The sequence below is a fragment of the Sphingobacterium humi genome, from assembly GCF_009768885.1.
Taxonomy (GTDB): Bacteria; Bacteroidota; Bacteroidia; order Sphingobacteriales; family Sphingobacteriaceae; genus Sphingobacterium; species Sphingobacterium humi.
Genome location: NZ_WSQA01000002.1, coordinates 216,348 through 239,481, shown reverse-complemented (window position 1 = coordinate 239,481; position 23,134 = coordinate 216,348). Strand labels below are relative to the sequence as shown.

Annotated in this window: 16 protein-coding genes; 11 read left to right on the top strand and 5 right to left on the bottom strand. The window is 44.0% G+C overall.

Annotated elements, in window-relative coordinates; translation table 11 throughout:
* Position 1: 1 nt before the first annotated feature.
* The 10 genes from GQF63_RS03385 (at position 2) to GQF63_RS03340 (ending at position 14,089) form a co-directional block, all read left to right on the top strand.
* Positions 2-1,402: a RagB/SusD family nutrient uptake outer membrane protein gene (locus GQF63_RS03385; RefSeq protein ID WP_160367705.1), complete on the top strand. Its 1,401-nt coding sequence runs from the start codon at positions 2-4 to the stop codon at positions 1,400-1,402.
* 7 nt (positions 1,403-1,409) lie between these two features.
* On the top strand, positions 1,410-2,099 hold the full coding sequence (locus GQF63_RS03380) for a DUF4843 domain-containing protein (protein ID WP_160367704.1): 690 nt from the start codon (positions 1,410-1,412) through the stop codon (positions 2,097-2,099).
* Positions 2,100-2,115: 16 nt separating this feature from the next.
* Positions 2,116-3,555, top strand: a complete 1,440-nt coding sequence (locus GQF63_RS03375; RefSeq protein WP_160367703.1) for a PKD-like family lipoprotein — start codon at positions 2,116-2,118, stop codon at positions 3,553-3,555.
* On the top strand, positions 3,555-4,760 hold the full coding sequence (locus GQF63_RS03370; protein WP_160367702.1) for a TlpA family protein disulfide reductase: 1,206 nt from the start codon (positions 3,555-3,557) through the stop codon (positions 4,758-4,760). Before GQF63_RS03375 ends, GQF63_RS03370 begins: the two co-directional genes overlap by 1 nt.
* 187 nt (positions 4,761-4,947) lie before the next feature.
* On the top strand, positions 4,948-5,541 hold the full coding sequence (locus tag GQF63_RS03365; protein ID WP_160367701.1) for an RNA polymerase sigma factor: 594 nt from the start codon (positions 4,948-4,950) through the stop codon (positions 5,539-5,541).
* An 89-nt stretch (positions 5,542-5,630) separates the two neighbouring features.
* Complete coding sequence (locus tag GQF63_RS03360) at positions 5,631-6,710, top strand: FecR family protein (RefSeq protein ID WP_160367700.1); 1,080 nt, start codon at positions 5,631-5,633, stop codon at positions 6,708-6,710.
* Positions 6,711-6,756: 46 nt separating this feature from the next.
* Positions 6,757-10,092: a SusC/RagA family TonB-linked outer membrane protein gene (locus tag GQF63_RS03355; protein ID WP_212592453.1), complete on the top strand. Its 3,336-nt coding sequence runs from the start codon at positions 6,757-6,759 to the stop codon at positions 10,090-10,092.
* A gap of 4 nt (positions 10,093-10,096) precedes the next feature.
* Positions 10,097-11,377, top strand: coding sequence for a RagB/SusD family nutrient uptake outer membrane protein (locus GQF63_RS03350; protein WP_160367699.1), 1,281 nt, complete (start codon positions 10,097-10,099; stop codon positions 11,375-11,377).
* A 10-nt stretch (positions 11,378-11,387) separates the two neighbouring features.
* Positions 11,388-12,326, top strand: a complete 939-nt coding sequence (locus GQF63_RS03345; protein ID WP_160367698.1) for a phosphodiester glycosidase family protein — start codon at positions 11,388-11,390, stop codon at positions 12,324-12,326.
* Between the two features lie 5 nt (positions 12,327-12,331).
* Complete coding sequence (locus GQF63_RS03340) at positions 12,332-14,089, top strand: BACON domain-containing protein (RefSeq protein ID WP_160367697.1); 1,758 nt, start codon at positions 12,332-12,334, stop codon at positions 14,087-14,089.
* Positions 14,090-14,141: 52 nt separating this feature from the next.
* Here GQF63_RS03340 and GQF63_RS03335 read toward each other — a convergent pair whose 3' ends face one another.
* From GQF63_RS03335 to GQF63_RS03320, 4 genes are read right to left on the bottom strand one after another with little or no spacing between them, the layout of a single operon-like run.
* A complete protein-coding gene (locus tag GQF63_RS03335; RefSeq protein ID WP_160367696.1) occupies positions 14,142-15,641 on the bottom strand; it encodes a SusD/RagB family nutrient-binding outer membrane lipoprotein in 1,500 nt (499 codons plus the stop codon).
* Positions 15,642-15,655: 14 nt separating this feature from the next.
* A complete protein-coding gene (locus GQF63_RS03330; protein ID WP_160367695.1) occupies positions 15,656-19,006 on the bottom strand; it encodes a SusC/RagA family TonB-linked outer membrane protein in 3,351 nt (1,116 codons plus the stop codon).
* Positions 19,007-19,036: 30 nt separating this feature from the next.
* The gene (locus tag GQF63_RS03325) at positions 19,037-20,080 is read right to left on the bottom strand and encodes a FecR family protein (RefSeq protein ID WP_160367694.1); all 1,044 of its coding nucleotides are present in this window, start codon (positions 20,078-20,080) and stop codon (positions 19,037-19,039) included.
* 31 nt (positions 20,081-20,111) lie between these two features.
* Positions 20,112-20,654 carry a sigma-70 family RNA polymerase sigma factor gene (locus GQF63_RS03320; protein ID WP_160367693.1) on the bottom strand — a complete coding sequence of 181 codons (543 nt, stop codon included), beginning with the start codon at positions 20,652-20,654 and terminating at the stop codon, positions 20,112-20,114.
* A 104-nt stretch (positions 20,655-20,758) separates the two neighbouring features.
* Between GQF63_RS03320 and GQF63_RS03315 the strand changes: the two genes are divergently transcribed.
* Positions 20,759-22,111 (top strand): Gfo/Idh/MocA family protein, encoded by a 1,353-nt coding sequence (locus tag GQF63_RS03315; protein ID WP_160367692.1) that lies wholly within the window; start codon positions 20,759-20,761, stop codon positions 22,109-22,111.
* Here the strand turns inward: GQF63_RS03315 and GQF63_RS03310 are convergent.
* Entirely contained in the window at positions 22,108-23,124 is a 1,017-nt protein-coding gene (locus GQF63_RS03310; RefSeq protein WP_160367691.1) for a WD40/YVTN/BNR-like repeat-containing protein, read from the bottom strand. The genes GQF63_RS03315 and GQF63_RS03310 overlap by 4 nt on opposite strands.
* Positions 23,125-23,134 lie beyond the last annotated feature (10 nt).

Below are 23,134 nucleotides of genomic sequence, written 5' to 3'. Positions count from 1 at the left end.
TATGAAAGCGATAAATTATCTTTTATGTGCCTGCCTTCTGAGTGGTAGCTTAAGCTCCTGTAAGAAATGGTTGGATGTGCAGCCTAAAACAAATATATCAGAACGGGTTTTGTTTGAAAACGAACAAGGCTTTAAAGATGCCCTTAGCGGGGTATATATCTTAATGGCCAACCAAGGCCTCTACGCTAGGGAATTTACCATGGCAACAATGGATGTGTTGGCCCAGCAATATGATGTGAGCTCCAGTACGCATACTTATTATGAGACCGGAAAATACAATTATAAAGATGCCGGATTGGAAGGCCGTATTAACCAGTTTTGGAATCGTGGCTATCAGGCAATTGCCAATTTGAATAACCTGTTGGAAGCCATTGATGAAAAGAAAGGGCTATTTACCGATAATAATTACAGCCTGATCAAAGGGGAGGCCCTGGGCCTGCGTGCCTTTTTGCACTTTGATTTATACCGGGCTTTTGGTGCCATTCCTAGCAAGGACATGGAAAGCAAAATGCTGCCCTATGTGACGCGCTTTGAAATGAAAGTAACCAGCAACCTTTCCGGTAAAGATTTCGTGGCGGCCTGTATGAAAGACTTGAATGAGTCGATTGAATTGCTATCGGCGCATAAAGAAGTGAATTATGGGGTGGCCGATCCGTTTCGCTCGCATACCAGAAACCACTTTAATTTCTGGGCGGCGCATGGCTTGAAAGCTAGAATTGCCTTGTATGCCGGCGATACACAAACGGCTTTGCAAAGTGCGCAAACAGTTATCGAGAATGCGAAATTATTTCCATTTGTGACCCGAACCTCCTTAATCAGCGGGGCACCAAGCCGAACCTTTCTTTCGGAGCAGCTTTTTAGCCTTTATATGCCCACACTTCGGGATATTAACGAAGGTTTATTTAAAAGCAGTGCTGCACCAAGCTTGCTGACAAATCAGGAATCTTTTATCACCAAGTTATTTGAAGGGAGCAGTACTGATTTTCGTTGGGTGTTTCTGTGGAAGGAAGATGGCGTGCCGGCCAAGCTGATGCCTGTTAAATATTGGGAAGATGATATACAGACCAATACCTTAAATACCCGCAGAGTGCCTTTAATTCGCCTCTCGGAAGTGTATTACATTGCTGCAGAAGCGGCGACCAGCTCGACCGAGAAAATTAAGTATTTGAATGTGGTGCGCAGCAACCGGGGATTGAATGACCTGCCGCAAAACTTAGAAGAGGCTCTGATTCAGGAGGAGATATTTAAGGAATATCGGAAGGAGTTTTATCAGGAAGGGCAGCTGTTCTTTTACTATAAACGCAAAAATAAGCTGCGTATAGATGGGTATGGATTGGATATGAGCGCAAGGGAATACATCTTGCCAAAGCCTAATGATGAACTTGAATTCAATAAAAACTAAGCCTAGCATGAAAAGAATATATTTAATAGGGCTTTTTGCCCTGAGCCTTATGCCTTTGGCCTGTAAAAAAGCTGGCCTCATCGCCTACGATAATGGCAGTAGGATCAGTATCTATAAAGATGGCATTGCCGATGGTAGAGATAGTTTGCTGCGTTCCTTTGCTGTAATGAAAGAGGAGGTGTTGAGCGATACGGTAGAGTTGCCTTTGCGCATTGTAGGGCCTAAAACAGCCCATGAAAGGGAGGTGTCTGTGCGGGTTAATCCGGAGAAGTCTTCCCTAGCTGCCAGTGATTATGAAATTTTGAAAAGCGTGGTACCAGCGGATAGCTATGAAGGCATCTTGGAGGTGAAGATTAACCGCTCGACGGCCATGAAAGAAAAGGATGCCCGCATCTGGTTGGAATTGCAAGACTCTAAAGATTTTGAAGTGGGACCGAAGGAGCTTGCCTCTTACCTGATTAAAGTGAATGACTATTTAACCAAGCCTGCATCTTGGCAGGATGTACGCTTCGGGGAATATAGCCAAACTAAGTATTCCCTGATTATTCGGGAAACCGGCTATTCCGACTTCACGGCCATGCACCCCGAAGTTTTTATGTTCATTGTTGGGAAATGCAATAATGTACTCCGTAAATACCTGGCAGAAAATGGCCATGAAATGCTCGATGAAAATAAAGTTCCTGTTCGATTTCCTTAATTAAGCACCTTAAAAAATGACATATTATATCAATAGATTCTTCTTGTTTACCTTGTTAATAGGTTTGCTTGCTGCCTGTTATAAAGACAAAGGTAATTACGAGCTCCATAAGATCAATCGGGTTAGCTTCGTGAAAAATGGATCTGATACCATTCAGATCAATCAGTTTGATACCATTAAGCTCCAACCGCATATTGAACAATCGTTGGAAAAGAATACCGATAATTTAAGCTTCCGCTGGTCGGTGTTTTTGACCACGCCACCAGTTACCAATCCGCCAAATGAACAATTAGCAACTACGAAGGATTTGAACGTGCAGTTTGGCCTACGTCCGGAGAACTATACCTTGCTTTATACCGTAACAGATAATAATACAGGCGTGAGCTATTTCAAGAAATATACCCTCTTGGTGGGTACAACCCTGAGTGAAGGCTGGTTGTTGATAAGTGAAAAAGCAAATCAGGAACGCGATATCGATTTATTACATCCAAATGGCTCCGTGATTAAGCATATTTTATCCACCGCCAGTCCATCGGCCAAGATTCCGGAAGGTATTCATACCGTAAAAGTGTTGACGACGTTCTTTGGTGGCTCGCAGAATATATTCCTATTAGGGGCTACAGATACTTGGCGCTTGAAATACACCGACTTCACTCGCATCAATACCATGCAAGATTGGTTTTTGGAACAAGCTACTGTAAGAAAACCTAGCGAGTTTAAATACGACCAAACTGGTTGGTATGCCCTCTATTTGGATAATGGTAAGATGTATAGCAATCAAGTGGATTTCCGATTTGGTGTGGCGGAAGATGGGGATTATTATTTGTCATCGTATTTTCTAGCGGCCCAAAGTGGTGAATCGGCCGTGGTCTATGATACCAAGCATAAAAAGTTCTACAGCTATGGCAATAAGAAGCTGAATAAGTTTGGCAGTACAGGAAATGCAGCTTTTGATATGAACAATGTGGGGATGGATGTGCTCTTTGGGGGGGCAGTCCCTAGCAATCAGTATGCTTACCTGATGCTGGACGCGCAAAAGAATCCTTATGTATTACGGATCGGCTCTGGCGGCTCTGTATCTAAGCATTTAGTGGATAAAGCAGAACATATTCAACAGGCGACAAGTGCGGCATTCTCTGGCTTGTATTACCATATGTATTATGCCTATCAGAATAAAATTTACATGTTGGATATTGCAAATAATCAGGCGAAGGTGGTTTATGAATTCCCTCAAGATGAGGCTATAGCTGCTTTGAAGATGAAGCAATCCTCGAGCTCTTTTGTTGGCTATCCGGATAATAACAGAACTTTGGCTGTGGCAACTTACGATGGTACCCAAGGCAGGGTGTATAGCTTTAGTATCAATAACGTTGGCGAGTTTACCGATGCTACCTATGCACGTAAATACGAAGGCCTTGATAAACCGATTTCTCTAGAATATAAAAACAGAAAATAATGCGAAGATTTGGGATCATAATATTTTGCTGCCTGATCAGCAGCCTGGGAATTGCGCAGAAGAAAGCGCCCAGCTCTTTGCAAGAAATTTCAGTCTATCAAGAGAAGTTTAGCAACGCCAAGGATTTGAAGTCTACCTTGGCCTTGGCAGACTCTTTTCAACAGGATTTTCCGAAAGAGCATTTTGAGAAGTTTCATTTTTTTACTGATCAAGTGTATGTGCGCTTAATCGGGAAATTGGAACAATATCAACACAACAATCGGTATTTCTACATCAAGGAGTTGGTTTCTTCGGATTTCCGAAGAGCCGCTTTGAAGAACATGCCTAAAAAGCAATGGAAAACAAAAGATGCGAAAAAGGATATCAAGGCTTTGAAAGAACGCTTAGCACAGGAAGCAAAGCCCTTGCCTTTGGATGTATATCGCTTTGCTGAGTATTTGGAGTTTGCGAAAAGCCCGAAAGAGGCTTATGATTTCCTGCAGAATTATCCGGAGTTGCAGGCAAATCCGCTGGCCTATCCAGCCTTATTTATCAATTTGTACAACAAAAATGGAATGCCCGAGAAGGCTCTTCCTATTTTTTCAGACTTGATTAAAAAGGGAAATGCATCCGATGAAGTAAAGGCCAAAGCCAGGGAAACCTTTAAAGCGATCCATGGAGATGATGCTGGATATCAAGCTTATTACGAGGGACTTATTGCTGAAATAAGACAGGCTAAATATGCTGCTTTAAAGGATAAGGCCGTAGATTACAAGGCTCCTGATTTTCAACTGGTTGATTTAAACGGGAAATCGGTATCCCTAGCTGATTTAGCCGGGAAAATCGTTATCCTAGATTTTTGGGCTACCTGGTGTGGTCCTTGTCTAGCTTCCTTCCCAACCATGCATAAACTGCTGAAGATTTATCAGGATAATCCTGATGTGGTATTGCTGTTCATCAATACAGGTGAAAAAGATATGGATACAAGCAAACGCGTTGCTCTTATTCAGGAAACCTTAAAGAAAAGAGGCGTAGAGTTGCCTGTGCTGTTGGATGAGAAGAAAGGGAATGGCTATGCGGCACTTTCCGCCTATGGGGTGAAGGGAATTCCTGCTCAATTTATGATCGATAAGAAAGGGAAGGTGCGCTATAAATTAAACGGATTCGATGGAAGTTCCGATGGATTGATCCAGGAAATAAAGCTGATGATCGAGTCGCTGCAATAAAGGTTATAATTGTGTTTACAATTGTTGTTTTGATTAGGAAGTTGGAAGCCAAGGTTTTCAACTTTTTTGTTTTCAGGGATTTATAGGCTGTAATTCGCTAAATTTTGATATTTCGCTGCTATTTTCCCTATATTTGTCCTAGGTGAAATTAATATATAATTAATAGTTACCTAATGTAACCTACATAATGTCTAACCAATTTTGTGTCGTGAATCTAGGGGAATTAAATACGACTCGTAGCCTATCTGAATACAACTTAGCACAAGCACTGTACAACGGACAGGAGGATGCTTTCGAAAGCATCTACAAACTGTATTGGCCGCAGGTTTTCTCCGCTTCCTATAGCCGATTGAAAAATAAGGAAGACGCTGAAAACATTACACAAGACGTATTTATCAGCCTCTGGGAACAACGCGAAAAGGCACTGATCAAGAATATGCAAGGTTATCTATTGACCTTGACTAAACATAAAACCCTAAACTATATCCTCAAGAAAAAACCAACCTTATTGGAGGACTATGAAATGGATATTATGGGCGAAAGTACCGCCGCATACCCCTTATTATTCAAAGAAGCCGAAGCCAAACTGCAAAAAAGCATCCTGCAATTACCTTCCCAACAACGCTCTGTTTTTCAACTTCGCTATGTTGAGCATCGAAGCACCGATGAGATAGCCAGCGAATTAGGGCTATCTGTAAAAACAGTTCGCAACCATTTGGGCAAAGCTTTATCGAGCTTAAAAACCGTTTTCAAAATAATTTTACTTTTTTTTCTGATCTAACTGGGCTTTTGGATTCCTGACTTGTCATTAGTACAGCAGCGAGGATCGCAACACACTGAATCGCATCCTGCTGATTGATGATTAGCCAAATGAAAATGAATCTCCGCAAGCTCATAAAGAAATATCTAAAGGGAAAAACCAACGCTTTAGAAGATAATCAGGTAGATGAATTTTACCACTACTTGCCGTCGGAAGGTCATGACCTTAATGATTTTAATGAGGAGGAGAAAACAGCATTGGAGAAGGCCATCTGGCAGAAGATCCAACTTGCAAAGGATAGCAGGGAAATTCAACGTCCGAAACCAAATTACTACAAATGGGCCGCAGTTATCGCCATTCCCTTGCTTATGGCAGGGCTTTTCCTCATGAAAGAGAACAAACCGACTGATGAAAGCTTATTGCTTGCACAGCCCGGATCCTTTACCGCCAATCTGGTTACACCGGAAGGTAAAACATACAGCTTAGCATCGATTGATGATTTGCAGAAATTACAGCAACAGGGCATCTACCAAGGACAAACGGATACTGAACAGCCGGTGCTGATGCATGAAATTCAAACTCCCAAAGGCGGTTATTATCAATTAATTCTTCCCGATAGCAGTAAAGTATGGCTAAATGCCGCGAGTACCATTCGCTTTCCTTCGCGCTTTGCCGCTAACAAGCGTGAGGTTTATCTGGAAGGGGAAGGCTATTTCGATGTTACCCACCATCCGGAAGCACCATTTTCAGTGAAGACCGCAAAGCAAACCACGCGCGTACTGGGTACTAAATTCAACATCAATGCTTATGCAGATGTGGAAGAAGATTGGGTGACTTTAATTGAAGGATCTGTGGAAGCAACGAGCTTAACCCAGGAAAAAGTGCTGATGAAGCCGGGTTATCAGGCTAAAATAGGACAAAGAATCGCCTATGCCAAGGTCGATCATGCCGCAGACTTTGCCGCCTGGCGCAGTGGTGATTTCTACTTCGACAATACCCCACTTAAGCAGGTACTCCACATGTTAGGGCGCTGGTATAACCTAGACGTGGATACCCAACATGTGCCCGATAACCGGATAAACGGTTTAATACCTCGAAACGTACCATTGAAAGACATACTAAACCTATTGGAAACAACCTCAAAAATCACCATCACCGTAAAAGATGGGAAGTTGAAAGTACAGCCCTAAACGAATCTAGTTCAATCTATTAATAATTATCAACCCCACTAAATTCATGAATCTTTTCAAATTTAAAAACTTGAATTTGCTGCTTATTGCTGGCATGGGATTAATTAATCTCCATCAACCGGCACAGGCATTCTCGTATCAGAAGATCAGCCTTGATGTTCGAAACGAGAAATTGATCGATGTGTTCAAGCAAATCAAAAGGCAAACAAATGTGTCTTATTTGTTTGATGGACGCTTTAGTCCGCAAGCAAATGCCATTACCCTCAAAGCGAAAGATGTAGATCTGAAGGAAATCTTACCGATTATCTTTAAGGATCAACCTTTTGATTATGCCTATGAAAAAGGTGTAATCGTGGTGAAAGAACGAACGAATACAAGACCTGTGATAACGCAGGTGAATGCGGTACAGCAGTTTGTGTCGGGATTTGTAGTGACAGAAACCGGACAAGGCCTTGCTGGTGCTACCGTGCAATTGTTGGACGGCAGTAAATCTGTGATGACCGACAGCAAAGGTTATTTCAATATTGCGACCTCCGAAGAGCAAGTAACGGTGCGCATTACATATACCGGATATGAAACCAAAACCATCATTTTAAAGCAACAGGAAGCTCCGCGCATTATTTTAAATGCGAAGGAAAATGTATTGGATGAAACCGTTGTGGTTGGTTATGGGGTGCAGAAGAAGGCCTTAGTAACCAGTGCTGTAGGAAGTTTGAAAGTCGATGATTCGAATATGCGCCAAGTGTCAAGTCCGACCAGGCTATTGGAAGGCCGTATTGCCGGGGTGAATGTATCGATGGGATCGGGTAATTTAGCCTCTGGCGAACGTATTTCCATCCGCGGAACCTCCTCCATTAGTGCTGGTAATAACCCGCTGTATGTGGTAGATGGGGTGCCTATCAACACCTCCGATATGTCTTTATTCTCTTTTGGGGAATCCTATAGCCCATTGGCTGCCTTCAATCATGCCGATATTGAATCCATTGAAATCTTAAAAGATGCGGCTTCGGCTGCCATTTATGGTTCTAGAGCCAGTAATGGGGTGGTTTTGATTACCACGAAATCAGGAAAGGCCGGAAGAAATGATGTGCGGGTAAATATTACAACAGGATTTAGCGAATTCGCTAATCGTGATAAAATCAAGTTAGCCACTTCCGAGCAATATGTGGATATCTATAACGCAGGTGCTGATAATTACAACAAGCAATATGGTTTAGCTGTAGGGCAATCAGACTATAAAATTCATATCAGTAATCCTTATTTGGGCTTACCAGATACCGATTGGTTAGGCCTTGTGGTACAGAAGGGATACTTCCAGAACTACGATGCTTCCTTCTCCGGCGGTAATACCCGTACGAATTACTACTTCGGATTGGGCTTGACAGATCAAGCAGGGGTGATGAAGAATAACTCCATCCGCAAGTACAACCTGAACTCCAAGATCAGCCATAAGTTTAATGACTGGTTGGAAATCGGCGCTAATAATATGGGTAATTTCATCAAGAATAACCAGGTTCCGGGTGCCAATATGGGGTCGACCATCATCGCACGTGCGATTGAACAGCGTCCGTTTGACCGCCCATTTAAACCAAATGGCGATTATTACGTGGGAGGAACAGATGAGTTAACCCGTCATAATCCCTTACAGATCTTGAATGAGCAGGATGCCTATGTCGATAACTACCGCTATTTGGGAACTTACTATGGACAAGCGAACTTCTTAGATCATTTCTCCTTCCGCAGTTCCTTCTCGGCTGATATCGGTTACACTTACGATTATACATACTACAACAATAAGCACCCTTATGGTACAGGGGTAGGGCGTTTGATCGATTATAACCGTTTGATCCAAAATTTGGTGTTTGATAATGTATTGAACTATAATAACAAGTTTGGAGACTTGACGGTTAGTGCCTTATTAGGGCATTCCTTTCAGAAGCAGATGTCTCGGTCTTCGATGATTGATGGCCGTGGTTTTCCGACACCATCGATGCAGGTAGTCTCTGTCGCTTCCGAGATTTTTGATGCTAGTGGATCTATCGGCGAATATGCCTTGGAATCTTACTTTGGCCGCGGAACATTCTCTTACCAAGATAAATACTTGATGACTGCGACCTTCCGTGCAGATGGTTCCTCCAAATTCCACCGCGATAATCGTTGGGGCTATTTCCCATCGATCTCCTTTGGCTGGAATGTTTCCAAGGAAGAATTTATGGGCGACAATACCAACGACCTTAAAATCCGTGCGAGTTATGGTATTACAGGGAACCAAGAGGGAATTGGACAGTATGCATACCAAGCCTTAATGTCTGGCGGGCAGAACTACGGGAATGTCTCCGGGATCTCAGTATCCTCTTTTGGTAATAAGGATTTACGTTGGGAAAGAGCCAATCAGTATGATGCAGGATTTGATATTTCCTTCTTCAAAAACCGCTTGAATGTTTCTTTTGATGCCTATTACAAGAAGACCTTCGATCTATTGTACAGTATGCCGATTCATGCCACTACCGGGATGACCAGCATAGTAAGCAATATCGGAACCATGCTGAACAAAGGTATAGAATTAAGTATAAACACCAATATTCCTATTGGCGAAGTTAAATGGAAATCAGACTTCAACATTGCCCATAATACCAATCGGGTATTGTCATTATTAGACGATGAAGCACCTATCGCGATCGGAGATAACCGCGCCTTAAAAGTAGGGCAAAGCATTGGTGCCTTCTATCTCTTTGATTGGGAAGGCCTGTATCAATACGATGGGGAAGTTCCGCAGGAGCAATTCGACCTTGGCGTACGTGCAGGAGATGTTAAATGGCGCGATGTAGATGGCAATAACATCATTAATGATAATGACCGTGTGGTTACAGGTAACTCCAATCCGAAGTTTACCGGTGGCTGGAACAACAGCTTTTCCTACAAAGGATTCCAGCTGGATGTAATGTTTACATATATGTATGGCACTGATATCTATGCACAATGGAAATCAACCGGTATGGCGAACCTAGCGGCTAACTATGCTAAAGATGCCACGTACATTGAAAACGCATGGACCAAGCCGGGAAGTACCAATGTCTATCCGCGCGCATTAATCGGATTAGGTCATAACAATAAAAACTCCACCCGCTTCTTAGAAGATGGGTCGTTTATCCGTCTGCGTGCTTTAACCCTAGGCTATAACTTCGATCAATCTATGGTAGAGCGTGTGAAGTTAAAAGGATTACGCGTATTCGCGACAGCCGATAACCTGTTCCTATTAACGCGCTATACAGGTTGGGATCCGGAAGTGAATAACAACCTCGACCCTCGCTTCTATGGCGTAGACCTATTCGGTGTACCACAACCACGTACTTTTAGTTTTGGTGTAAATGTCAACTTATAAGCTTATGAAACGTCTAAAATTCAATTATATCGCATTAGCGGCAGCTTTACTTTTTTCCAGCTCCTGTGCTAATCAACTCGATTTATACTCGCATTCCGCCATGGCTCCTGAAGCCGTAACAGAAGGTGACCTGCCGGCCTTACGTATCGGGATGTACAACAACATGCAGAATGACCCTGGTGTCCATAATTTCATCCTTTTCGATCTCTTGGGAGGTGATTTACAAACCAGTGCCAATACCTCGCCGATTAATTTAATAACCAGCCTTTTATCGCCGCTAAACTCGGTCGTATCCAGGGGATGGAATGGCTATTACAGCTCTTTGTATCAGGTAAATAATGTCATCGATATCTGTAATAAACAAGAGGCTAGTGCTATTCGCAATAAAACCTTAGGGGAAGCCTATTATTTCCGGGCCTTGAATTATTACAACTTGGTTACTCGTTGGGGCGATGTGCCCTTATTACCCGAGAATACCTTGGAGAAACCCTTCCGTACAGCAAAAGCTGAGGTTTGGGGATTTATTGAGCAAAACCTAACGGAAGCGGCCAAGCTATTAACTACTGCCGATAGCTATTACTATGTTTCTGCGGATGCCATTACGGCTTTACAAGCCCGGGTTTATTTAGCCCAAGGTAAAAAGGCACAGGCTGCGGAGGCTGCTGAAAAACTGATCACCTCTGGGAAATACGCCTTAGATAGCTTTGAGAAAATCTTCCGGAAGCAAGCCAATTCAGAGATCATCTTCTCCTTTGAGAATCTTTCTGAGGAATCGTCTATCAATATTTCCGATCTGTTCTATTCTTACGCTCACCCGAACAAGGGGCAGGGGAACTATCGGATTACGGATAAGACGGTGAATCTGTTCTCCGGAACCGACAAACGTCGTAACATGACCATTATTAATATTGCTGGAACGGAATGCGTCAATAAGTATCCGAGCGGGCAAACGGGTCGTGATCCTGTTATTATTTCGCGTATTGCCGAGATGTACCTGATCTCTGCGGAGGCCCAAGGCTTGCAAAGCGGGCTAGGCCGATTGAACCAATTGCGGAACTACCGCGGATTGCCGAATGCAAATCCAGCTTCCGAAGCTGATTTCCTTGATGCTGTACTGGCTGAACGACAGCTGGAATTATTGGGAGAGAACTTTAGGTATTATGATTTAGTTCGTACCGGGAAAGCCATCTCTAGCTTAGGCATCTTAAACTATCAAACCCTATTGCCCATTCCAGGATCGGAGTTGCAGCGAAACAGCAACCTAACACCAAACCCTGGCTATTAATCGAAACACTATGAATACGTTTAGAAAACTATATTTAGCACTTTTTATCCTGCCTTTCGTTGTAGTCTCCTGCAGCAACAAGGAAGAATTTATTGAGGTAAAAGACAATTATATATTCAATCCAAAAACGGAAGTTGCCAAGAAGATTGCCAATGGCACAAACCTGATGGTACACTTGAAGCAGGATACTTCCTATGTGATTCAGGATGGCTTGGTAGCCTCCGAGGTTGCCTATATTTCCAATACAGGCCATGCGATGAAGATCTTCACGTTTGAAATCGATCTGAACAAGCCCAATATTGCCATTGAGGTATCTACACCGAATAACTCCCCGAAATTTGCGATGCAAGGCATGACCAAGCAGGCGCTGTATGAGGATGCGGAGGGACATCAGGTATGGGCCGGTATCAATGCCGACTTCTTCAATATGACAACCGGCGCACCGCAAGGTATCCTTTACAAAGAAGGACTGCCTATTAAAACCACCGTTACTGATGGCATAAATACCTTCTTTGCTATCCTTAAGAACGGAAAAGCCTTTGTCGGTGAGCAATCTGATTACGAGGATGTAAAATCTTCCATCTATGAGGCCGTAGGAGGTCGGGTAACCTTAGTTTCCAATGGCGTGCTAGTCACGCAGACAGATGCTCGCTTAGAGCCGCGTACGGCCATTGGCGTATCGCAAGATGGTTCTAAGGTGTATATGCTTGTGGTGGATGGACGTCGTTTTCATTATTCCAATGGCATGAATTACGAAGCCTTAGGCAAAGCACTGAAAGCCATGGGCGCCTACGATGCAATTAATTTAGACGGTGGAGGTTCCAGCACCTTCTTTATCCGCAATACGCCAGACTTTACCGACAATCGCTTTGTTCTTCGTAACTGGCCATCCGATAACGGCGGTATGGAACGTGCCGTTGCGAATGGTATTTTAATCCTTAAAAAGTAATCCTCATGAAAAGAAATATATTCCTATATCTATTGTCAGGGTTATTATTCCTGAACCTACATACAGCCTGTCAGAAAATAGATATTCAAAGTTTTGAGCCGAAGGCTGGTGAAATTGCTTTTTCAAAAGCCAATGTGGAAGTAGAAAATGCCTTAGATACCATTGAAGTCGATGTGCAGAGCAATCTACCGTTTCGCCTCAGTACCAAAAGCTCCTGGATTTCCTTCGTAAAGGCGAATGCCATGGAGTCTGGAAAGGTCAGCATCATTGTGGCCAGAAACAGAGATTTAGAAGCACGTACCGGTACGGTAGATGCTTACATCACAGATGAAGTTAGAACCACCTTAACCATTGTGCAGAAGGCAGGCGAAGTATCTAGTGAAACGAAACACTATTACGTAAAACAAGCAGGCACAGCAGCCGCGGACGGCCTATCTTGGGCTGCCGCTACATCGCTTAGCCAAGCTTTAAAATTAGCGGAGAATGGCGATGTTGTCCACGTTGCTGCTGGCGTTTACCAACCGGTGAACAACCTGACTGGTGGTACGCAAGCAGGGGATATTACTTTTGAAATTGCCCAAAACATCAAAGTGATTGGCGGTTATCCAGGGAATGCTGCCGAAGGAGCTACAGCCAATGCCGCTGTTAATAAAACCATGTTGAATGGAAACGATCAAGCGATTCACGTGATGACCATTGTGGCAGGCAAAATGCCTAATCAACAAGTGGAACTAGAAGGGATTACCTTAACCAAGGGTAAAGCCGGAGGCTCGGGTTCTGTGGCTATCAATGGCATCAACATTAGCCGTCAGCATGGCGGAGGTCTGTTGATCGCCGGAGCGAAGGTATCCATGAAAAATGTCATTGTTACAGATAATAGTTCCGCAAATCACTGTCCAGGTGTGTACTTAACGGCAGCTGCTGATGTAACGATGAAGCAGGTAAGTATCAGCAATAACTTCACGACGATAGCAGCTTCCAATGGTGGTGGTATCTGGAATGATGGCTCTAAATTGCAATTGATAGATTCTGAAATCACAGGTAACCGCATTGGCGGCGTAGGTGGAGGCTTGTACAGTTTAAACAGTACGGTTGAAAGTGTGAATATCCTATATAATGTGACGATTGCCAATAACCAAACAGGAATCTTCGGTAACAACGCAGTTGGCGCAGGCATTTATGCCCGCGAGAAATCACAATTCTACATCATCAACTCTACTATTTATGGCAACACTGCGGGGGGCAATGCCTTTGGTGCTGGTATTAGCTTATATGGTGGTACCCAGGTCAACCTGATCAATTCTACGGTATCCGGAAATCAAGGCGGCATGAACAATACCGGCTCAGGCGGATTTGCCATCCAAAATGCTTCAGGAGGTAATAATAGCTTGGCCATCTACAACTCTATTATTTCAGGCAATATCAGCACATCCTCTCAGGAATTAGGCGGTAGTGCCTTTGCGAATTATAGCATTAAATCCAGTGTATTAGGTTCTCAAGTGTATGATTATGAAGGCAAGGTTGGTAGTAAAACCTTCGATCCAACGGCCTCCTTTGCCGCATTTGGAGATTATGCGGCCTTCGGCGGAACAAGACCTTTAAAGGGCAGTTCGGCTGCAAGTACCGATGGTATGTCTACCACCCAATTGGAAATCTTGGGTGTGAATCTGCCAGCCATTGATGCGAACTATTTAATTATCGATCAAGCTAATCAATCCCGTAACAACAAGAATATTATGGGAGCTGATATCAGTCTAAAATAAAATAGATTAAGCATAAAAAAAGCCACTGGAACTTCTCCAGTGGCTTTTCTTATTAGCGTTTATCCCACCATACTTTCGAGAGGAAGGAGTCGCCGTTGCTTAATCTAGCTACGGCATCTTTATAATTCGCTTCGTTTAATTCGGCTTCATCGCTGGAATAGATCGCCCGACGAGGGATCTTACCATTGGTCGATCCCGAGTTAGGACCAGCCGTTAATTGCGGATAGCCTGTACGGCGCCATTCGGCAAAGGCTTCCATATTTCTTCCGAACAAATGAATCCATTTCTGGGTGCCAATTTTCTCCATTTTCTGCTCGTTGCTCAAGTTGTCAAAGCTTAACACCTGCTGCTCATAGCTGCTTGGAATGCTGTTTAAGTTGTAAGGAGCTAAAGCGAATGCCGCTTTTACACCAGCCACAAAGTTGCTATGCGCCTCCGAATTGCTCAATCCCCAACCCAATAGGGCGGCTTCTGCTTTATAGAAACACACATCCGCATAAGTCAAGGCATATACCGGAATCGCCGTTCCTGTTAAGCTGAAATACGTCGATTTATTCGGTGTGGAATAGTTTGCACGGATCAATTGCGACAATTGATTATCTGTTAAAGCAACGCCAATACCTTGGTAGGTTTGCGAACCATTGATAGTCACGGGTTCTGCCAATAGGGGAAGGCGCGGATCATTATACGTTTTTAACTGATCTACTAGGGTATTCGCTAAATAGCGTAAGTCAGCACTTCCTGTGGTTAATTGTCGCAATATGGGGTTTTGGTTCTCGGCCTGCGCATTATTAAAGGTAGCTACGGCTGCATTATCGGCATTACTCGCGATAAGCCCCATGTTGGAGGAGAGCGCATCGGTGACTGTTTTCTGCGCTAGGCTCGCATTAGCATAACGCAAGCGCATCCCTAAGCGTAATTTCAACGAGTTGCCGAATTTCTTCCATTTATCAATATTGCCATTGTAGAAAAAGTCCGCAGTACCATAACTGGCGTCGCCAGTGGTCAATTTCGCCAAAGCGGCATCTAAACGCTGGATTAAGGCCGGATAGATGTCTTCTTGCTTATCGAATTTTGCGGTACGGTTAATGGCACTACTGGAGGTTGTTACTTCCGAGAAAGGTACATCGCCGAACAAATCTGTCAAGCGTTGGTATAAGAATACTTCGTAAATCGAGGCGATAGCCAGCTTGCTACGTCCTGCCGGATCATCTTCCTTCCCTTTTAACTCTTCACGGATTTGTGAAATATTACGCAACAACTGGTAATGCTGCGACCAGATACCGTTCTCAGGTCCTTCGAAATAACGGGATACCGGCACAACAGGACCACCGGCCCAATGCTGAACCCAAGACCCAAACTTCGTATCCGGCAACTCACCAGACTCCTGAAAAGTACCATCACGTAATACCCGGGCAATCAGTAAAGCCGGGTCAACGGTGGTTACCGAGGTTGGTGGGGTATTAATTTTTTCAAAATCACTCGTGCAGGATGCTGTGCTCAATAATAAAGCGCCCATCCCCATATATGTTATTTTCTTAATCGTTTTCATGTTAGTTTCGCTGATTATAAGCCCATAGTTAAGTTAATTCCAAAGTTGCGCATCATCGGCAAGGAGGTAGATTCAATACCTATGGATGAGTTATGCACGTTGAAGGATGCCGATTCTGGCGAGAAGCCGTCGGTCTTCCGTTGGAAATAGAATAGGTTTCTACCATAGATGCCTAATTTTAAGTTTCTTATGGCTTTATAAGGCAAGTAACGCTTCGGTAGGTTATAGGATAGAGAAATTTCACGCATCGCGATATAGCTCATATCGTTTACCATTTCTTCCGAAACCATCACCTCTTTATCGCTGGCTACCAGGTTCCAATAATCTTGCGCATTTACCTGTTTGGTATTCTGGGTACCGCTGCTCACCCATTCGCCATTGGCGTTTTTCGTGGCCAGCATGCCTGAAGCTACATAAGTACCTTCGCGGCCTTCCAAGGTCTTGGTCGATGTACCGTAAATAATCTGCTCCCGATTCGATTGGGAGAAGATAATACCACCTTGACGCATATCAACTAGGGCGTATAAACTGATGCCTTTGTAGTTGAAGGTATTGGCAAAACCACCAATCCAATCCGGCTGGGCATTGCCTAAATCCGTTTCTACACGGCCACTGCTGCGTAATGGTAAGCCAGTAGCAGGGTCAATCAAGCGATTGCCTTGCTCATCTTTAATCCAGGCAAACTGCGTACCTATCAATTGGCCGAACGGTTTTCCTACCTCTGCAACCACGTTAATACCGCGGTCGGTGGCTAACAAGAAGGTCGGCACCCCCGGATAAAGGGATTCCACTTTGTTTTTATTGCGGTTGAAGTTGAACTGGCTGGTCCATTCAAACGCATCGTTCTTAATTGGGGAACCTGAAACAACAAACTCAAAGCCTTTGTTCGAGATCTCACCGGCATTAATGCGGTTCTTTACATATAAACTGGACGGGGAAATCGGCACATCCAGGATTTGGTTTTTCGTACGCGCCTGGTAATACGTGAAGGAAAGGTTCAAGCGATTATTAATAAACCTAAAATCAGCACCTGCCTCAATGGACGTGGTAAGCTCATTTTTCAAATCCGGATCGGGGATAATCTCCGTATAAGAAGCCATAGGGATACCTCCATGGGTATATTGGTTTAAGCTATAGGCACCGGTTAATTGATACGGATTACCCGAGCTTCCGGCCTGTGCCCAAGAAGCACGCACTTTGGCGTAAGGCAGGGTAGTAGAGCGCCAGTTAAAGGCATCTGTTAACACCAAACTACTGCTTACTGAAGGGTAGAAGAAGGAGTTGTTTTGCTTAGAAAGGGTAGAAGACCAGTCGTTTCTTGCCGAGAAGTCTACAAACCAATAATCTTTAAAGCTAAACTGTCCGGATGCATACAACGAGTTAATCTGCGACTCCACCAAATCGAATAAATAGGAATTCGTGGTCGTGTTATTGATCACAAATAAATCAGGCACAATAAATTGGTTTCCTGTATTTCCTGTTAAACGCAAATAACGACTTTGATGGCTGGCACCCACATTCACATTCAATTTAATATCATCTGTAGCATTGAAGTTGGAACTGGCTAGGAAATCGTAATTATCTTCACGACTACGGAGCACCTCCTCGCGGATGTCTCCTTTTTTATTCAAACTTTGATACGTATTGATTGGCCTATATCGAAAGCGCTGATCGGTATAGAAATCAGTACCTCCAGTTGCGGCCAGTTTTAACCAAGGCATCACATCGTAAGATAAGCGCAACATCCCGATAATGCGATCGCGACGGTCTTCATTGTGGTTTTCATTGATGGTCCAGAAAGGGTTGGCCGTCGAGCTGTTTGTCGCGTAGGTTTTCTCCAATCCCGGGAAGATGCCAGAGAATCCCAGCTGACGTTTCACTTCCTCTTCGGTCCATTTATAACTGGATGCAATGCTGTTGCTTAAGCTTCTCGGCTGCGAGATAAATAAATAAGCCGGGTTATCTGCCGCATCTGAAACCGTTGGTCGGTTATTGGCCTGCTGCATGATGTAATTCGCTTTCACATCGATGTGCAGCTTTTCGGTAATTTTCCCTTGCGAACGCAAACCGAAGTTATTGCGGTTTAAGGTATTTGTTGGAATATAGCCATCTACATTGGTATTGGCGAAGGAGAAACGGTAGTTCACCCGATCATTGCCTCCGTCTACACTTAAATTATTCACCCATTGCTTTTCGGTTTGAAAGAAGGTGCCGTAAGTATCTGGCTGCGGGCTAAAACTTAAGACATTGCCATACATATCCTCATATTGTTGACCTTGCATACGGGCACCCCAGCTGGCACGTGTTGTGCGGTCGCGCCCTGCAGAGGCCTTTGGCATGCCTTTGAAATTGCCGGCAAGAGCTGCCGCCATAGATACAATGCTGCCATCCTCTTTTCTGAAATGCGTAAAATTGCCATTTAATCCTTGTCCATATTCATTTTGGAAATCAGGAAGAATTAACCCTGTTCCAATGGAATAATCGGAATTGAAGTTGAAGGATGTTTTCCCTGCTTTACCCGATTTGGTGGTAATCAAGATAACCCCATTACTACCGCGTTGCCCATACAAGGCGGCCGCATTCGGTCCCTTTAATACCGACATACTCTCAATATCATCAGGGTTTATATTTCCGATACCATCACCATAATCTGTACCGCCCCATTGGCTCGGTGCCGAAAGGTTCTGATTGTCAATAGGCACCCCATCAACGACGTATAAAGGCTGGCTATTGCCAATGAGAGAGTTATTACCACGGATCACGACTTTGGCAGAACCTCCAGCACCCGAGGCCGCACGGCTCACTTGTACGCCTGCCACCTTGCCCGATAGGGCATTGGCCACGTTCGCTTCTTTTCCATTGGTTAACTCATCGCCTTTTAGCTCTGCTACGGTATAACCCAGGGCTTTTTTATCCCGCTTAATACCTAAGGCGGTCACCACCACTTCTTCCAAGTCTTCGGCATTTTGCTCTAGGCTTACCGATAAGGAAACCTTGTCATTGGCGTTGATGTTGTAATTGCTGAGGTCTTTGCTGGCATAACCTAAGGATTGAAACCTAAAGCTATAACCTTGTCCTTGCGGAACCTGGTCGAAGGCAAAGGTACCATCATCCTTGCTCACGGTACTGCGCTTAAAAGAAAGGGCAGGGTTTTCAATAGTCACCGTAACGGCGCCAATGCCTTTGCCTGTGGCGTCGCGAACCACACCATTCACAGAGGCGGTGCTTTGCGCCATAACTACATGCGTGCTCATACTTAAGGCGCCACATAAGGCCAGGTGCAAGGACCAACTCGTTTTTGGTCGCGAGAAGTTGAGCAGAAATGCCGTAAGCATTCCTTTCTTGTTCAGTAAAGAGTTGTTCATAATTAATGTAATTAATACTGGATTGAACTGTTATTGTTTAATAATCTGAATGTTTGTTTTATGGAGGTAGTTTATTTCTTGTATGATTTCTTGATACACCCTTGGAGATTTTTTAAATGTTCCACTAAAAAAATTGTTCGTCGCAAGATAACCCTGTGTTTGTAACTTAATGTTAAAATTATGTTGTAATATGATTAATATATCCTGTAATGACAGGTTTTTGATCATGATTTTGCCGTTTTCCTCTTGAAAAGAGCCATTTCGGTTTTCGGTGGATAGGTTTGGTTTTATTTCGCGTACAATTTTTCGTTCCTGATGGTTTAACAAGAGTTCGCCTGTTTGGGTGAAGTTTCGCACGAGTAGCGCTGGACTATTTGCCGATTGATGTGCATGTACTTCCTTCACTTCAATTTTCCCTTCCAAGAGCTTCACCAGGGTGGCTTCCTTGGAAAATTCATCGACGACAAAGGTAGTTCCCAAAGCTGTTGTGATTAGGTTTTTACTATAGACCCGAAAAGGTTGTTCTTTATTTTTGCGGACATAAAAGGTTCCTTTTCCTTTCAGCTGAATGGCACGTTCGGGTAAATGCTGAAAATGCTCTGCAAAGCGTACCTCTGAGCCGGGGCTCAAAATAATCTTGGAACTATCGGATGTATAGACCAACATATCCTGATTACTGGAGTTGATGTAGAATAGATTGCCGCTTGCTTCGGCAGCTTCAATGGGTTTTTCTTTAGGTGCTAATTTGCTTATGGCTTGAGGCTGCTTGCGCTCTTGTAAAAAGGTGGAATAGACCAAAAAGGCCAGAATACCCACAGCTGCCAACTGTGAAATACGTTTGATCCAAGGGAATGTTGGTTTAGGTTCGGGTTCTTGTAGCTGCTGCTGAATTCGAGCCCAAATTTCCTGTTCGCTGTGGTAAGCATCTTCACGCGCCTCTTCCCAGTCTGCTTGCGATAGCAAATCATCAAAGGTCAGGCCCTTTTTAGCAAGGGCATCTTCAAGTTGCTGTAATTCTTCGCTTGTACAGGTGCCTTGAAAATATTTCTTTAGGAGTGCTTGGTCAATATGCATACCCTAAATACGACCCAAAAGCAGTTTACCCCTAATGCGAATTAAAAAAAAGTAAAAATAGCCATAGCAAATGGCTAAACGACTTGCGGATGGTTTTTAAGGCTAAGGCAATATGGTTTTCTACCGTACGTTTCGATATGGCCAATAGCTTGGCAATTTCTGTATAATTCAATTGCTCGAAGCGGCTTAAACGAAATACTTGTTGCCGCATGGGTGGCATTTGAGCGATAAGTTTCTCTACTTCCTGCAAGAGATCTTTATACTCGATTTGTGTTAAATCTTGTTGCGCCGTTGCCTGTTCCGGAAATTGTTGCAGCACCGCATACCGCCGGTTTTCTTCCTTTAAAACATCGAGCAATACCGAGCGGCTAATCGTAAACAATTGTACCTCCGCAGGAATATCCAAGTCTTTTGTCTGTAAATTATGCCACAGCTTGATAAATACACGCTGTACCGTTTCTTCGGCGATGTAGGTGGAATTTGTTTTGGATAACGCAAAATGATACACCTTCCTGTTCCATTGACGAAACAGTTGTTCGAACGTATGTTCAGCAACGTTTGCAGGAGGCATCATAATCGCATTTGGTTATCTAGCAGCTAAGGTATGGATTTTTAGCATCTTCTTAAATTCCTGGCCTTGCTTTTCTTATCTTCGTATATCAACATAACCCTAATCCTATGTGTGCATTACAATTAAACCGTCGTGAATTTATTATAGGAGGCTCTTCGCTCTTGGCATTTTCTACCTTGCTGGGCGCTTCGGCAAGTACCACAAAGCATGCTGTTCAGCGCGTAGCTTTAATTGGCACCGGCTGGTATGGCAAAAGCGATTTGTTTCGCCTGCTACAGGTGCGTGATGTGGAGGTTGTGGCCTTATGCGATGTGGACAGAAACCGACTAGATGAAGCGGTACAGCTTGTTGCTAAACGCCAAAAATCGAAGAAGACCCCAAAGGCCTATAACGATTATCGCAAAATGCTGGCTGCCCATCGCCTGGATTTGGTGGTAATCGGAAGTCCTGATCACTGGCATGCCCTGCAAGCCATTGCAGCGATGGAAGCTGGAGCCCATGTCTATTTGCAGAAACCAATCAGTGTGGATGTGATGGAAGGGGAGGCTATTCTGGCTACGGCCCGAAGGCTGAACCGGAAAGTACAGATTGGTACACAAAGACGCAGTACCCCCCATATGATCGATGCAAAGGAAAATATTGTTGACAAGGGTTTATTGGGGAAAATATCGCATGTAGAAATGTGCTGCTATTACCATATGCGGAATAATGCAAATCCTGCGGAGAAGCCTGTTCCTGATTTTATTGACTATGAATTATGGACAGGGCCGGCACCTTTGCGACCTTATGATAACCTTCCGCATGGGGGCTGGTGGCGCGCCTTTATGGAGTATGGCAATGGGATAATGGGCGATATGTGTGTGCATATGTTTGATACGGTGCGCTGGATGTTAAACTTGGGTTGGCCGAAACAAATCAGCTCAACCGGAGGCATCTATGTGCAAAAGGAGGGGAAAAGCAATATTGCCGATACCCAAACGGCCTTATTTGAATACGAGGAATTGAATTGTGTTTGGCAACATCGCACCTGGGGTCTGCCAACGGATCCTGAATTTCCTTGGGCATTTATTATTTACGGCGATAAGGGTACCTTGAAAGGTAGTACCATGAAATATGAGTTTACACCGAGTAAGGGCGAAAAGATTGTAAAAGATGTGGTTTATGAAAAAGAGGAATATCCTGAAGACCTAAGCGAAGCAAGGGTAGAATTGAATGCCACGCCAGCTACCCGTCGGCATTTTATAAACCTACTCTCGGCCATAGAAAACAATCATTTGCCGGTTGCTGATGTAGAGCAAGGTCATATTTCTACAGCCTCTTGCATATTGGCGAACCTGTCTATGGCCTTACAAAGACCCCTGCAATACGATCCGATTCAAAAGATATGTGTGAACGACCCGGAAGCAACAGCTTTATTAAAACGCAGCTATCGTGGGCCATGGAAACATCCTACAGCTTAATCAGGGTTGAGGTCCAATCTTTCAATATTACCATTACTGCCGGCCAGGTAAATATGCTTTCCTGATTTGGAGACGGCAATTACGTTGAAGCTTCCCGGGGATATGTTCGTCCAGGTTTGACCGCCATCGCGGGAAAGGTCTGTGCCGGATGTTCCCGTTGCAACCAATACGTGTGGACTGATGTATTTTACGCAAGAACGATAGCCGCCAACAGGTTGCTGTGGTTTTTGCCAGGTTTTCCCCGCATCTTTGGTCAACAAAATATTGTTTCGGTTGTCCTTATCTGCCATATAATTTCCACCTACGGCAATTCCCTCATTGGGGTTGAGGAAATCGATCGAAAAGATACCTGTTCCTGATTCGCCTGACCAGATGGGAACATCGGTTACATCCAGGCTATTTTCTTTGTCATTACGATTGTAAAAAGAGCTGTATCGCCCGCCAGAAGCCATATAAACCCGATTCGGAAAAACCTGAATCCCTGTTCCGCTAGCGGCAAAGCCGCCTTCTTCCGCTTCGGCAAATAGGATAATATGCTTGCTGACATCTTGCCAGCTCTTTCCCTTATTGGTCGATTTTAATAATTGAAATGCCCCATCAATAGGGTCGCCATAGATATAGCCTGTTTTTCCCAAGAAATCCATGCCGTCTAAGAAGATTTCCTTACGCTCATCGCGGTATACTTCTTTCCATGTTTTGCCCCCATCTTTGGTATGTAGAATCACCGCCGGACTACCTGCATTGACGATAACCGCTTCCCTTGCCGAGAATACTTCAATATCGCGAAAGTCAAACCCTTCATAGCCTTTCGGATTCACCCATTGCCAGGTTTTGCCGGCATCCACGGATTTGCCAACTGTACCACGACTACCACTTACCCAGATTACTTTCTCTTTATAAGTTTCCAATCCGCGAAAGCTGGACGGGATATCGTTTACCAGGTTATGGAAATGCTGGGCATAGCCGAAACTACTGAAAAGGCAGCAAAAGGCAAGGAGGGTGCGTTTCTTCATCGAAAATAGC

Excerpts from the sequence above, each read along its gene's own strand:
- GQF63_RS03385 (WP_160367705.1), top strand. The coding sequence starts at position 2 with ATGAAAGCGATAAATTATCTTTTATGTGCCTGCCTTCTGAGTGGTAGC.
- GQF63_RS03380 (WP_160367704.1), top strand. The coding sequence starts at position 1,410 with ATGAAAAGAATATATTTAATAGGGCTTTTTGCCCTGAGCCTTATGCCT.
- GQF63_RS03375 (WP_160367703.1), top strand. The coding sequence starts at position 2,116 with ATGACATATTATATCAATAGATTCTTCTTGTTTACCTTGTTAATAGGT.
- GQF63_RS03370 (WP_160367702.1), top strand. The coding sequence starts at position 3,555 with ATGCGAAGATTTGGGATCATAATATTTTGCTGCCTGATCAGCAGCCTG.
- GQF63_RS03365 (WP_160367701.1), top strand. The coding sequence starts at position 4,948 with ATGTCTAACCAATTTTGTGTCGTGAATCTAGGGGAATTAAATACGACT.
- GQF63_RS03360 (WP_160367700.1), top strand. The coding sequence starts at position 5,631 with ATGAAAATGAATCTCCGCAAGCTCATAAAGAAATATCTAAAGGGAAAA.
- GQF63_RS03355 (WP_212592453.1), top strand. The coding sequence starts at position 6,757 with ATGAATCTTTTCAAATTTAAAAACTTGAATTTGCTGCTTATTGCTGGC.
- GQF63_RS03350 (WP_160367699.1), top strand. The coding sequence starts at position 10,097 with ATGAAACGTCTAAAATTCAATTATATCGCATTAGCGGCAGCTTTACTT.
- GQF63_RS03345 (WP_160367698.1), top strand. The coding sequence starts at position 11,388 with ATGAATACGTTTAGAAAACTATATTTAGCACTTTTTATCCTGCCTTTC.
- GQF63_RS03340 (WP_160367697.1), top strand. The coding sequence starts at position 12,332 with ATGAAAAGAAATATATTCCTATATCTATTGTCAGGGTTATTATTCCTG.
- GQF63_RS03335 (WP_160367696.1), bottom strand. The coding sequence starts at position 15,641 with ATGAAAACGATTAAGAAAATAACATATATGGGGATGGGCGCTTTATTA.
- GQF63_RS03330 (WP_160367695.1), bottom strand. The coding sequence starts at position 19,006 with ATGAACAACTCTTTACTGAACAAGAAAGGAATGCTTACGGCATTTCTG.
- GQF63_RS03325 (WP_160367694.1), bottom strand. The coding sequence starts at position 20,080 with ATGCATATTGACCAAGCACTCCTAAAGAAATATTTTCAAGGCACCTGT.
- GQF63_RS03320 (WP_160367693.1), bottom strand. The coding sequence starts at position 20,654 with ATGATGCCTCCTGCAAACGTTGCTGAACATACGTTCGAACAACTGTTT.
- GQF63_RS03315 (WP_160367692.1), top strand. The coding sequence starts at position 20,759 with ATGTGTGCATTACAATTAAACCGTCGTGAATTTATTATAGGAGGCTCT.
- GQF63_RS03310 (WP_160367691.1), bottom strand. The coding sequence starts at position 23,124 with ATGAAGAAACGCACCCTCCTTGCCTTTTGCTGCCTTTTCAGTAGTTTC.